Consider the following 11,988-nt stretch of genomic DNA (forward strand, 5'->3'; position numbering starts at 1 on the left):
GTCCGGTCACAGCTGGTCGACAGCGGATGGATCGAAAAACGATCGGGTTTCGGAATATGTTGTTTCGGTCCTCCCTCCGGACAACAGGCACCAGCCTTTTGCGGACCATGGGGTCAGAAGAGAGAACAAAATGAGAATTGCAGCTATTTGCCGTTTTAAGGCCCAACAGCCCTCGATCGACTGTCCTGTATAGGATTGCTTGTCCCAGCCCTGTTTTGGTGCCCAGTGGCGCTACAGCGGTGCCTAATTTTTTGGCAGGCGAAGCCATATGGCCGGCTGGAAATCGTCGAAAGGGTAGGGGAGGGGCCCAGCAGAGACATGACCGTCCTCGCACCGCGCTCTTAGGGAAGGCAGCGGAGCGGATGGAACGGCCATGCATGGGACGGCTTCGGTGGGGACGAAGCAGGCCGAGGTTCGATTTGCTTGTTGCCATGATTGCCCGATCGTCAGCTCAGGTCCCTCAGATCGTGGAAATCCCCTCGATGACGGAGCTGGCAGGGGAGGGCGACAGATCGTCCTTACTGAAAGGCAGGGGACGGTGATCGGGCTCGTGCGAAACCCCTTCGCCTTACATCCGTTTGGAAACGACGGGCGCAGAAGGGGGGGATGGAGCGATCGCCGGCGCAATCGATTTTCCGAAATGGTCGGCAAAGTCCCCGGCGATCATTTCAAACCGTGAAGACAGCGTGACCCTTGGTTTGTGAATATATCGCCGGGTAATATCGGAAGGGGAAGATGATCCGGTGTCCTTCCCAGATCATGCAGATTACCTCTCGACGCCGAAAGTCGCCATGCCAAAGCCACGGACCGGCCATAGACATGACAACGCCCCGATCACGTCTACGGATCGGGGCGTAATCTCGATCACTCGGCCCCCCGAAAGGGCCGAAACTTTATGCAGCGGTTTCAGGCGTCGTCGTCTTGGCCGGAGGGGCCTTTGCAGCAGGCTTCTTCTTAAGAGCAACCTTGGCCGCAGGAGCCTTTGCAGGAGCTTTCGCCGCCACCGCAGGCTTGTCGGTCCCCTTGGCCGGAGCCGAGGGGGCATCCTTCTTCTCGGCCGTCGGCGTGGCGATGGACAGGCGCTTGCGAGAAGCCGCGGCCTTGGGCGCGGTAGCTTTTGCCGGGGCCTTGGCTTCCGCTGGCTTGGCAGCAGGTGCCTTTGCGGCGGGCGCTGCCTTGGCCACCTTGGCTTTTGGAGCTGGCGCCTTGGCTGCGGCCGGTTTCGGAGCGGCAGGTGTCTTGGCTTCGGCCGGCTTTGCCACAGGTGCGGTCTTTGCCGCAACAGGTGCAGTCTTGGCGGACACCGCAGGCGCGGCGACAGAGGCAGGTTGCGTTGCCGGCTTCTTGCTCACCGGTTTGCGGCCCAGGCCGAGCTTGGTGGCAACTGCGCGGCGCGCTTCGGAATAGTTGGGCGCGACCAGCGGATAGCTTTTGGGCAGGCCATAACGGTCGCGATATTCGGCGGGGGTCAGACCATGACTGGCCAGATGGCGCTTCAGGGTCTTGTACGGCTTGCCGTCGATCATGCTCAAAATATGTTCGGGCGACGACAGGCTCTTACGAACCGACACGGCGGGCGTAAAAGTCGGTGCTGCCGGTGCGGCCGCTTTCGCTGCCGGATCCTCAGTCAAGGCAGACCGCGTTGTTCGAATGAGATCGGCGAGACCTTCGCTTGGAACCGTATTGTTGGAGACGAACGCACTCACCAGTTGAACAGTGAGCGTCGTGATGTCAGGCTGATTATCTTCAGACATTGGCCCCGCTTCCCATATTATGACCGGTAGAAGCTGCCTTTTGCGCGGTTTTGATGCAAATGTAAATCCGAAACACCATTAAATCGGAACAATAGCCGCCATTTATCTGCATGGCGACTGATTTGCTGTACCGGGACGGCACAGGTCGAGCTTCCTTGGCCTGCCGTCCAGGCGGAATTTTCGATCTGGCGCAGCAAGGCCCCGCTCGAAATTTTCAGTTCATCATGTGACAGCGGCTACTGTATTCGGACGGAATTTCCTTTCATCAGGCAAATGGTTGCAGCAATCCAATCTGTCCTGTCGCATGGGCAGACATCACGCTTCTGTTATTGGAAGTGTTATTGGAAGAGATCGGTGCGGAATGAAAATCTATTACAGCGCCATATAAACCATATGGCTCAATGGTGCGACCACCGCATCTTTTCGCGCCCGGCAGTTGAGCTGCATGGGACGGATACCGGAAAAAAAAGGCCGGTCTTTCGACCGGCCTACTGAGTTTTAGGAGAGGATGCCTGAAAGGCACGGGCCAAATGCTCTGTCGTGGACGACATCGCAAATGCGAAACATGTGATCATGATTGCATCGGACGCAATCCATCCGACATCTTTACCGGCGGGGCATGAGGAGGCTCGTGCAGGCCGAACAGATAATGGCGCTCCTCCATCAGCGGAGGGGGCGCCATATAAAAAGATGCCGGGCATTTCGCGTCAGCGCAAATGCCCGGCCTTCCCTTATCGCATTTTTGAAAAAATGCCTTAGCCGTTCAACTGGTCCTTCACGGCCTTGGCCGGGGTGAAGGTCAGCTTCTTGGAAGCTGCGATCTGGATCACGGCACCGGTCGAAGGATTGCGGCCCTCGCGAGCAGGCTGATCCTTGACCTTGAACTTGCCAAAGCCGTTCAGCGAAACTTCGTCGCCCTTCGTCGCGGCACCGGCGATCGCGGCGAAGACGCTGTCGACATACTTACGCGCGTCGGCCTTGGTCAGACCATGATCGGTGGCCAGAGCTTCGGCGAGTTCAGCGTTGTTCATAATCATCTCCCTTTCGTGGACGGATGGTCTTAACCTGTCTGATCGCGCTCAACCAGCCCCTTTGCGACCGATAATCAGGGAAAAACAGCGATAAAATCGCGTTTTTTCGGCTTTTGCGGTCCAAATTCGGACGAACCCGCCGCGCTGGATGGCATTTGCCGCCACGGTCGGCTCATGCGGTTGGACCGAAATGGCTGCAATTGTCGCCGCGCTTTCCTCTTCAAAGCCCCAGTTTGTCCCCTCATGGCCTTTCCGAAAGCTTGCCGAATTCACCGATCCGGTCGCGGTTCCTGGTGAAGGCGCCGTCCTTTTCCCCCATCCTCATGCCGGATCGGGGATGGCATGGGACGATGGACGGTTTGTCGGGAATGGTGAAGGGCATCCTGCTGGCGGTGCTGCTGGGTTTCATGCCCCTCTCCCCGGCGGTGGCGCAGGACAGGCCCTCCGTCCCGGTCATCGATCGCGACCGGAGCGACCGGATCGAGCCGCAAATCGCGCCGCCGGCCACGTCGCCGCTGCCCCCCGCACCTTCGGTCCAACTCGTCCGGCCCAGTCCCGCCGCGGCGGCCGTGCTCCTGACGGCATTGCGTTATGCGGGGACCACGCTTTCCCAGGCACGACTGGATGCCGCGACCGCGCCTTTCATCGGCCGCCCCCTCACCGCCGACGCGATCCAGGATATCGCCGACGCCATCGGCGCGCTTTATGCCGGCAGCGACATCGCGTTCTATTCCGTCTCCATCCCCGCGCAGACGCCCCATGGCGGCGTGCTGACGGTCCGGCTGGTCGAGGGGCGGGTGCGCGACTATCGCGTCACCGGCCTTCCTCCCGGCATGCCCACCGGCCTCATCGCAGCGCATATGCGGCGGCTGATGCGTGATGCGCCACTCCGCAAGAGCAGGCTCGAACGGACGCTGTCCCTGCTCCGCGACATGCCCGGCCAGACGGTCGACGCACAGGTCCGTCAACTGGCCCAGCCGGGCGACCTGCTGATCGACCTGATCGTCAAACGCAAGCAGGTCCGGATCGGACTGCTGCTCGACAATAGCGGCGTCAATAATGTGGTGGACGGCATACAGGCGCAATTGTCGCTGACGATCAACGGTCTCGCGCGTGAGGGGGACAGCACCCGCCTGTCGGGCTATATGCCCTTCTATCCCGACCGCTACCAATATTATGCGTTCAGCCACAGCACGCCGATCCGCAGCAACGGCCTCACCCTTACGGCGCAGGCGGCCCATGTGCAGACCCGGTCGCGAGACAATCGGACACAGGGCGACGCGACGCTCGCCGGACTGTCGTTCAGCTATCCGCTGCTGCGTTCCTACAAGACCAACCTGACGGTCACGGCGTCGCTCGATGGGATCGACAGCCATAATTATTTCCTCGACACCCGGTTCGGCGATTATCGCTCGCGGGTCCTGCGCCTGGGCGCATCCTGGTCTCATGCCGACGCGACCAATGGTCAGGCGCTTTCCGTCGTCGTCAGCCAGGGATTGGACGCGCTGGGTGCCAGACCCTTTGCAGGCTTCTCCGAAACCGGCTTCACCAAAGTCAATCTTCAGGCAGTGGCGGTCAAGCGCCTGACCGGGAAACTGACACTCAAGGCAACGGCGAAAGGGCAATATTCGAAGGATAATCTGCCCGTGACGGAACGCTTCGCGCTGGGGGGCAGGGGAGCAGGCATGGCTTATTCTCTGGGCACCCTGACCGCGGAACAAGCGCTGGCGGGCAGCATCGAAATAGCCTGGTCTCTCCCCGCCCGGTCACCGCTGCTCAAGGAGGCGACGCTCTTCGCGGCGCTCGACGGTGCCCTGGCCCATGCCACGGCGCGTCCCGCCTATGGGCTCGCGGCGCAGGACCATCGACTGGCATCGGCGGGCGGCGGCCTGCGCCTGGGACTCGGCCCGAAATGGCATTTGAGCGCCGAAATCGCCGTTCCGGTCAAGCGGCCCGCACCGTCCTACAGACGCAAGACGCGTTTCTTCTTCGGGATCGGACGGGCGTTCTGATCGCCCTTTTGCGTATGCGCAAAAAGGATCGCAAGGCAGGGAAAACAAGAGATGAACAATATATGGGAGGTCTGGCCTTCGGCACTGACGGAGGCGGAATGCGATGCCATCATCAAACGCGCCGCACTGTACGAACAACAATCGGCGACGGTCGGCTTCGCTCAGGAACAGCGCAGCGATCATGGTTATCGATCGTCCACCATCAGTTGGCTGGACGTGCATCGCGACCGGGATATCGTCGATCGACTGATGCAGTTCGTCCATTCGTCGAACCGGACCAATTTCGGCGTCGACATCTTCGGCCCCTATGAACTGCAGTTCACCGAATATCATGGCCGCGCCCAGGGCAAATATGACTGGCATCAGGATGTCTGGCTGGAATCGGCGCGCCCGTTCGACCGGAAATTGTCGGTGGTGGCACAATTGTCCGATCCCGAAGACTATGAGGGCGGCTCCTTCGAATTTTTTGGCCTTCAGCAACCGGGCGTCAGCTTCGCCCCCAGGGGAAGCATGCTGATCTTCCCCTCCTTTCTCCAACATCGCGTCCTGCCCGTGACCAGAGGGATTCGGCGCAGCCTCGTCAGTTGGATCGAGGGGCCGCGCTGGCGCTGATCGTGCCATGGCCTGGGCTTGCGCTCCGGCGTCGCCCGTCAGTGCCTTTTTTGTTGCAAGGCGCGTCTCTGTTCGTCCATGCCGCGGCAGGAAAAAGCTCCGATCCGGATCAACCCTCCGCCGACCGGCTTTGCTTGATCTCCATGCGATATTGCGGGTCCAGGCCTCCATCAAAGCCGCACCGGCAGCCGATAATCGCGATTTCCCGCATAGCGAAACGCGTTTTGCGCAAACTCTGGTCCCCGTTTCCGGATCATCACGGCGGCAATATTTCCTTCCCGATGCATTGCAACCAGAGCGGTTTCTTCTTGACGAGGCGATAAGGAAGGTCGGGCTTACTCTGTCCCTGTTGCGATCTGTTCGCAGTCAAACAGGGAGTTTTCGATGCCACGTCATGGATCGGTCCGACCGGGTAAGCGCGCACTTCTATGCGCCACGGCGATACCTCTTCTTTTGCTCAGCGCCTGCGCCGATGGCGTCGGCTTCGACATTGGGGCAGGCGGCGGCCATTCGCCGTCGGGTCCTTCCGGCCCCAGCGGTCCTTCCAGTCCCGGCAGCCCCAGCGGCCCGACCGGTCCCAGCGGTCCCACGGGGCCGAGCGGCCCGTCAGGACCTTCCGGCCCGACCAGTCCCGGCGGACCCACTGGCCCTGCCGGTCCGAGCGGACCTGGCGGCCCTACGGGTCCTGCTGGCCCGACCGGCCCCGGCGGACCCAGCGGCCCTGCTGGTCCCAACAGCCCCACCGGTCCATCCGGCCCCGCGGGTCCCGGCGGCCCGACCGGTCCCACCGGCTCCAGCGGCGGTGCCGTCATTGGCGCCTCGGTTGGCAATGTCCCGTTGGTCGGCCCGACCGGGCCAGGATCGCTGGTCGGCGTCAACATCCTTCCCGGCACCAATCCCGCGATGGGCAGTGTGGTCAGGGCCGACTTGCTGACCGGCGACGGCACGGTGGCGCAGATTGCCCTGCCCGCCACGGCCGAAGGCGTCCAGCAAGGACTGGCGCCGGTCGGTGCGCTGGCCGGGACGCTGTTGGGCGCGCCTGTGGGCGGCACGGTGACGCAGCTCACCGACGGTCTCTCGCCCACGGTGGCGACGGTGACATCGGCGGTCGGCCAGATCGGCGCGCCGCTGCTCGATGGCGTGAACGGCGCCCTGTCGCCCGTTACAGGACCGCTGCTGGGCGATAGTGGTGTGCTCGCGCCTGTCACGGGATTGGTGGAAACTGTCGTGGGCGGTGTGACCGGCACATTGGGCAGCGTCGGGGCCGATCCTTCGGCGGCACTCGGCGGGCCGCTGATCGGCGCGAATGTCGGCGGCAATGCGCTGACCGGACCGTCGACCGGCAACACGCTGGTCGGGGTCAACCTGTTGCCGGCGGAGGGCACGGCCGCGTCCGGGCAGTTGGCGACGGTCAGTCTGCTCTCGCAAGGCAATCTGGCCGATGTCGCACTGCCGACCACGGCGACGGGCGTGGAGGCCGGTTTGCAGTCCGTCGGCAATCTGGCCGTCGGGATATTGGGACAGCAGGCGGAAACCGCCGTCAACCAGGTCATCGCTACTACCGCACCCGTGGCTGCCGCCGTCACAGGCGCAGTGGACAGTATCGCCGCGCCATTGCTCGATACCGTCAACAGCCTGGCGCCGACACTGCCGGGTGGAAACGCGAACGGTTCGCCGCTCGCGCCGGTCACAGGTGCGGTCAACGGACTGCTGGGGTCGGGGGCGGGGCAGGGGACCGGCGATGCGCTCGCCCCCGTCACGGGTCTGGTCAACGGCATATTGGCCCCGGCGGCCGGATCGGGAAATACGGCCGCGCCCGTCACCGGCCTGCTGGGCGGTCTGCTGAACGGCGGTAACTGATGCGGGTGCGCGGCTCGACATGGTCCTCATACATGCCGCGCCGCGCCCTGCTGGAGCCCATCCCCCTTGCCCCCGGGGGATGGACGGGGGGCGAGGAGGCAGTGGCGCACTGCCTCCTCAAACCGACCCCGCTTTTCATCTCGAAAGGGAAGTCATGCATCTGCCGATCGTTCGTCTGAACAACGCCCTGCCGGTTCGGACTGCCTATGGCGAACGGGCCTTCCAGGCCGCGCTGGACCATCTGCGCCAAAGGATGGATCGCCATTTCGGGACGGAGGGCTGCCGGGTCGACGGGACCGGGGTCGCGCTGTGCCCGCTTGCCGATCCCTTCGTCCACGCGCCGATGCTCGACAGTTTATGCCTCCTGCTGGAGGCGGAGCCATTCCGTTTCGAAGGGGACGAGATCCTGTTGTCGCTCTCGGCCGGCGCGGTCCACGACGCCATGTTGGACGATGTCGCGCTGCCCGCCGAATGCTACCGCGAGGACATGCAGCTTGCCGTGTCGCTGCTGAAGGCCGTGCGCAGCGGCACCACGCATCTTGCCTGGCGCCCCATTGCCTCTCCGCGCGATCCCGGCGCGATCCTTTATCATGAAGCCTGCTTGCGCCGCATCGGCGAGGACGGCGTGTCGATCGATTGCGCGGAGGCCCATGCCGCGCTCGATCGTCTCGGCCTGACCCATCGCTTCGACCGGCGACTCCTGTCCGACATGGTCGATGCGCTGGAGGCCGATCCTTTCGCCTGCCTTTCCGTCGCCCTCTCGGCGCAGGGCCTGTCGCGCGGTTTGCATGGCGGCGACGGCGGATGGAGCGATCTGCTCGCCCGCCTGAAGCGCGATCGCGGCCTCGCACGGCGGCTCGTGATCGAGATCATCGATCGCGACCGGATGCTCGCCATGCAGGATGTGCAAAGCTGTGTTCGACATCTTCAGGCGCTGGGCGTGCGCATCGCAATCGGGCGTTTCGGAACGGGCCAGGCTTCGGTCGGCGAGTTGATGGCGCTGGCGCCCGATATCGTGAAGCTGGACGGCGCCTTTCTACAAAGGGCGTATGGCGCGCGGATCGGGCATTTGATCGGCCTGGCGCGGACGATCGGTCCCACGGTGATCGTCGACGGCGTCGATTCCGGGCGTCACCTCCAGACCGCGCTCGAGGCGGAGGCGGAATGGGTGGCAGGCGAGCTTCTCGGTCGCTCCCGCTTCCGCCGCGCATCTCGCCCGCCATCGTCCGCGCCCGCCATCCAGACGCCGTCGGGCCTGTCGGCATTTGCCTGACTGACCGGCTTTGCGTGCACGCAAAAACAGAGTCCAAAAAAGGGGAATATCTCTTGTCGAAATGGCCTTTTCCGACCCTGACCGGGGCGATCCTGCTGCTGGGCGCCACGATGCAACCGGCCCATGCCGGTCCCTACACACCCTATGCGACGACCGCAGGCGAAGCGGCGGTCGGCGCGATGGTCGATGCCGGACCCGACTCCGGCAGCGCGTCCGTGGGCGACCGCGCCACCATGCTGGCGTCGATCGATGCCCTGCCAGGCGCCCCTGCTCGTGCCGATGCGCTAGGGCAATTGTCGCCGCGCAGCTACAGCCTGCTCCCCCGTCTCTCGATCCAGGCGATGGACGCCGGCGACCGGGAAATTCGCGCCATGCTGACGGAACGGCGCAGCATCGCCATCGACGCCCTGGCCGCTGTTCCCGCCAGCGGCGACCGGACCATCCACATGATGCTGACGGGCGGCATCCGGCAAGCAACCTATGAGGGGCGCCCCGACCGCCCCAAGACGGACTCCGACAGCCGCTCGCTTCGCTTCGCCATCGATGTCGCACCGGTGCGCGGCCTCATTCTGGGCGCGACATTGGGCATTGACGGCATCGATGCCCGCCTCGACCCGGCGCAGCGACCCCGCATCAGCTTGTTCACCACGAATATCGGTCCCTATGCCAGCTTCAACAACGGCCAATTCTATGCCGATGCGACGGCCTCCTACGCACTCTCCGAATATAAGCTGCGGCGGCAGGTGGGCTGGTCCGGCTTTTCCGACCGGATGGTGGCGCCGGTCGACGGCGATGGCTGGGCCGCATCGGGCGAAGCGGGCGCCATGGTGCGGGCAGGCGTGATCAGGCTTCAGCCCTTTGCCGGCCTTCACTATCGCTATGCCGATGTCAGCGGCTTTCGGGAAAATGGCGGTCCCGCCGCACTGGAAGTCGCCCGTTTCCGCACCCAATCGCTTCGCGGCGCGCTCGGCGCCCGTCTGTCCGCCAATGTGGCGCATGGCGGCTGGACGCTTCGCCCTTCCGTCGAGGCGCAATGGCAGCGCGAACTGCGCAGCCGCCCCGACAGCCGGATCGAGGCGCGCTTCGCCACCCGCGACCTCGCCGTCTTCACCCTCCGTCCGACCCGGCTGGCACGCGACGCCGGTCTTGTGAACGCGGGAATCAGTGCGACCTGGAACAGCCGCACGACCGTCCGCCTCGGCTATGCGGGCGAGTTCAGTTCCGACCGCCATATCCACGCGGCAACGCTGACGGTGGGTCGCCGCTTCTGAAAAGGGATTGCTCCGAAACGGACGTGCTTCCTCACCCCGGCCGTCTCCAAGCCGCTATTGCGTGGACCAGACCACGCAAAAAGGAGTGACCCATGGCCCGCTTCATCCGCGACATATTGGCTGCGCTATCCTATGAGCCGCCAGTCGACAAAGGCCCCGTCGATCAGGAATCGCTCAGCCGCCTCGACCAGCGCCTCGCCCCTTTCGCGGACAAGGGCGCGGGTCCCCGCTCGGCCATGGCGATCCAGCCGGGGGAATGTTCGGTGTGGGACGGCAATCCCCGCGACCAGCCCGGCCTGACGGCGGAAAACTGCCGCTCGCTGATCGATTCCATCGCCAGTGAAGGCGGTAACCGCATTCCCGTGCTGGTGCGCCTCAATCCGCCGGGGTCGGACCGGCCCTATCAGCTCCTGGTCGGCAGCCGCCGGCGCTTCGCGGTCGACTGGCTCAACCATCATGGCCGCCCGGACATGCGGCTGAGCGCGCTGGTCGTCGACCTGTCGGACGAGGAAGCCTTTCGCTTGGCCGACATCGAAAATCGCGAGAGGGCGGACATCAGCGAACTCGACCGGGCGCGCAGCTATCAAAATGCCGTGGACCGTTTCTATGGCGGCGTGCAGTCGCGCATGGCGGAGGCGCTCAACCTCTCCAACAGTCAGTTGAGTCGCCTGCTTGCGCTGGCGCAATTGCCCGAAGAGGTGGTGGGGGCGTTCGCCACCAGGGACGAGCTGCGCGTGCGCTATTCGGAATTGCTGACCCCGCTGCTCCGTCGTCCGGACCAGCGCGGGCGGATGGTCGCGGAAGCACGATTGATCGGCGAGCAACAGCAGACGCTGGCATTGCAGGGCGAACGCATGATCCCGCCCGCCACCGTGCTGGCCCGCCTGCGCGAAGCCGCTACGCCGCACGCGCCGGAGGATGCGCGCGACATCGCCATCATCGCCGGGGGCACGCGCATCGGCCGGGCGAAGGCCAGCCGCAGCGGCGGCCTGACGGTCGATCTCAGCATAGCGGAGGACGCCGATCTGGACGAATTACTGGCCCGCCTGCGCGAAACCATCGTGGCGGTGCGCGGCGTATAGGCCGTCTCATGCCATAAGCTGCGCCGAAAGCAGTGCGACGGCCGCGATCGCCGCCATGTCGGGCCGGGGATCGCCAGCTTTGCGTACACGCAAAAACAGCGCGGCCAGCAGGAAAAGCGCGATGGCCACCCCCAGCATCCGCAGCGCACCGCCAGGATCCAGCCAGGTCGCGCCTGCCGCCAACAGCTTGATATGCCCACCCGTCAACAGACGCAGCCGCCAGCGCAGCGTAATCACTGCGATGACCGACGACAGCAGCATCAGGCAGCCAAGACCGGCCAGCGCCGCTATCATCAAGCCCGGAAGACCCTGCACCAGCCCGGCAAAACCCAACCCGCTCAAGGCGATCAGCCCATAGAAGCGATCCGCCACCATGCGCTTTTCTGAATGCAGCACCAGCACCGGCAACAGCAGCAGGATCATCAGCGCACAGCCGATCAGATGGGATCCGTTCATCTCAATAGCTCCCATTGGTCACGACGATGCTCGCGCTGACGCTGGGCGAAGGCATGGGCACGAAGACGGCATAGCGCATCATCGGACTGCCGCTCATATTATAGCTGACCCGCACCCGGAACGTCCCCGTCGCATCCGGGCCCGCCGTGACGACCGGCCCGCCACCCGCCGCCAGCAACTTGCCATAGCCGTCGATCACCGCCCGCGCCCGGCCCTGCGCCAATGCCGTGCGCTCCGCGGTCGACAGCCCCGCCACGGCGGCGCGCGCACCCTCGACGGCGGCATGGCGCACCCCCATCAGTGCGGCGAAGTAGAAGGAATAGAGCACCACCGCGAAGACCAGCATCAATAGCGCGGGCGCCAGCAGCGCGAATTCCAGTGCCGCCAGCCCCCGCGTGCATGCCCACAGACGGCGCATCCGCATCAGCTCGACGGAATGCTGTTGAACATCGTCGTGAAGGCGGCGCCGAGCTGCGTCTTGAAATTGGCGCCCACCGCGACGATCGCGGCCACCACCACCGCGCCCAGCACCGCATATTCCACGGCGGTCAGGCCCTTTTCATCCCGCGCCAGTTTCGCGATCAGCGATCCCAGAAATTTATTCATGGTCGTTTCTCCCTTGGTCCCTCCTGCGAAC

General features: G+C 64.3%; 13 protein-coding genes. 7 read left to right on the forward strand and 6 right to left on the reverse strand.

Going from position 1 to position 11,988, the window contains the following annotated elements; genetic code table 11:
* Positions 1-893: 893 nt before the first annotated feature.
* Complete coding sequence (locus YP76_RS11150) at positions 894-1,754, reverse strand: MucR family transcriptional regulator (RefSeq protein WP_046763703.1); 861 nt, start codon at positions 1,752-1,754, stop codon at positions 894-896.
* A gap of 540 nt (positions 1,755-2,294) precedes the next feature.
* Here YP76_RS11150 and YP76_RS27765 point away from each other — a divergent pair.
* Positions 2,295-2,513: a hypothetical protein gene (locus tag YP76_RS27765; protein WP_157035755.1), complete on the forward strand. Its 219-nt coding sequence runs from the start codon at positions 2,295-2,297 to the stop codon at positions 2,511-2,513.
* Here the strand turns inward: YP76_RS27765 and YP76_RS11155 are convergent.
* The gene (locus YP76_RS11155; protein WP_046763704.1) at positions 2,510-2,785 is read right to left on the reverse strand and encodes an HU family DNA-binding protein; all 276 of its coding nucleotides are present in this window, start codon (positions 2,783-2,785) and stop codon (positions 2,510-2,512) included. The genes YP76_RS27765 and YP76_RS11155 overlap by 4 nt on opposite strands.
* A 260-nt stretch (positions 2,786-3,045) precedes the next feature.
* On the opposite strand from YP76_RS11155, the gene YP76_RS11160 reads away from it, so the two are divergent.
* The gene (locus tag YP76_RS11160; RefSeq protein ID WP_232307515.1) at positions 3,046-4,797 is read left to right on the forward strand and encodes a ShlB/FhaC/HecB family hemolysin secretion/activation protein; all 1,752 of its coding nucleotides are present in this window, start codon (positions 3,046-3,048) and stop codon (positions 4,795-4,797) included.
* A 51-nt stretch (positions 4,798-4,848) separates the two neighbouring features.
* On the forward strand, positions 4,849-5,409 hold the full coding sequence (locus tag YP76_RS11165) for a 2OG-Fe(II) oxygenase (protein ID WP_046763705.1): 561 nt from the start codon (positions 4,849-4,851) through the stop codon (positions 5,407-5,409).
* 392 nt (positions 5,410-5,801) lie between these two features.
* On the opposite strand, the gene YP76_RS28240 is transcribed toward YP76_RS11165, so the two are convergent.
* Positions 5,802-6,221: a hypothetical protein gene (locus YP76_RS28240; RefSeq protein WP_198147466.1), complete on the reverse strand. Its 420-nt coding sequence runs from the start codon at positions 6,219-6,221 to the stop codon at positions 5,802-5,804.
* Between the two features lie 25 nt (positions 6,222-6,246).
* On the opposite strand from YP76_RS28240, the gene YP76_RS28245 reads away from it, so the two are divergent.
* From YP76_RS28245 to YP76_RS11185, 4 genes are all read left to right on the forward strand, one after another.
* Entirely contained in the window at positions 6,247-7,269 is a 1,023-nt protein-coding gene (locus YP76_RS28245) for a hypothetical protein (protein ID WP_198147467.1), read from the forward strand.
* 154 nt (positions 7,270-7,423) lie between these two features.
* Positions 7,424-8,542, forward strand: a complete 1,119-nt coding sequence (locus YP76_RS11175; RefSeq protein WP_046763707.1) for an EAL domain-containing protein — start codon at positions 7,424-7,426, stop codon at positions 8,540-8,542.
* Positions 8,543-8,595: 53 nt separating this feature from the next.
* A complete protein-coding gene (locus tag YP76_RS11180; RefSeq protein ID WP_046763708.1) occupies positions 8,596-9,813 on the forward strand; it encodes an autotransporter outer membrane beta-barrel domain-containing protein in 1,218 nt (405 codons plus the stop codon).
* 92 nt (positions 9,814-9,905) lie between these two features.
* Positions 9,906-10,895, forward strand: coding sequence for a ParB/RepB/Spo0J family partition protein (locus tag YP76_RS11185; protein WP_046763709.1), 990 nt, complete (start codon positions 9,906-9,908; stop codon positions 10,893-10,895).
* Between the two features lie 6 nt (positions 10,896-10,901).
* Here the strand turns inward: YP76_RS11185 and YP76_RS11190 are convergent, their stop codons facing one another.
* The 3 genes from YP76_RS11190 to YP76_RS11200 are packed head-to-tail and all read right to left on the reverse strand — an operon-like array spanning position 10,902 to position 11,957.
* Positions 10,902-11,318 (reverse strand): hypothetical protein, encoded by a 417-nt coding sequence (locus YP76_RS11190; protein ID WP_157035758.1) that lies wholly within the window; start codon positions 11,316-11,318, stop codon positions 10,902-10,904.
* A 34-nt stretch (positions 11,319-11,352) separates the two neighbouring features.
* Positions 11,353-11,775 carry a TadE/TadG family type IV pilus assembly protein gene (locus tag YP76_RS11195; RefSeq protein WP_046763711.1) on the reverse strand — a complete coding sequence of 141 codons (423 nt, stop codon included), beginning with the start codon at positions 11,773-11,775 and terminating at the stop codon, positions 11,353-11,355.
* On the reverse strand, positions 11,775-11,957 hold the full coding sequence (locus tag YP76_RS11200) for a Flp family type IVb pilin (RefSeq protein WP_046763712.1): 183 nt from the start codon (positions 11,955-11,957) through the stop codon (positions 11,775-11,777). The genes YP76_RS11195 and YP76_RS11200 overlap by 1 nt, the downstream gene beginning before the upstream one ends.
* Positions 11,958-11,988: the final 31 nt, after the last annotated feature.

The sequence above is a fragment of the Sphingobium chungbukense genome (genome assembly GCF_001005725.1).
Taxonomy (GTDB): domain Bacteria; phylum Pseudomonadota; class Alphaproteobacteria; order Sphingomonadales; family Sphingomonadaceae; genus Sphingobium; species Sphingobium chungbukense.

Coding starts and splice junctions, on each gene's coding strand:
- YP76_RS11190 (WP_157035758.1), bottom strand. CDS start 11,318: ATGATCCTGCTGCTGTTGCCGGTGCTGGTGCTGCATTCAGAAAAGCGC.
- YP76_RS11165 (WP_046763705.1), top strand. CDS start 4,849: ATGAACAATATATGGGAGGTCTGGCCTTCGGCACTGACGGAGGCGGAA.
- YP76_RS28240 (WP_198147466.1), bottom strand. CDS start 6,221: ATGACGGCACCGCCGCTGGAGCCGGTGGGACCGGTCGGGCCGCCGGGA.
- YP76_RS11175 (WP_046763707.1), top strand. CDS start 7,424: ATGCATCTGCCGATCGTTCGTCTGAACAACGCCCTGCCGGTTCGGACT.
- YP76_RS11150 (WP_046763703.1), bottom strand. CDS start 1,754: ATGTCTGAAGATAATCAGCCTGACATCACGACGCTCACTGTTCAACTG.
- YP76_RS11185 (WP_046763709.1), top strand. CDS start 9,906: ATGGCCCGCTTCATCCGCGACATATTGGCTGCGCTATCCTATGAGCCG.
- YP76_RS11155 (WP_046763704.1), bottom strand. CDS start 2,785: ATGAACAACGCTGAACTCGCCGAAGCTCTGGCCACCGATCATGGTCTG.
- YP76_RS11195 (WP_046763711.1), bottom strand. CDS start 11,775: ATGCGGATGCGCCGTCTGTGGGCATGCACGCGGGGGCTGGCGGCACTG.
- YP76_RS11200 (WP_046763712.1), bottom strand. CDS start 11,957: ATGAATAAATTTCTGGGATCGCTGATCGCGAAACTGGCGCGGGATGAA.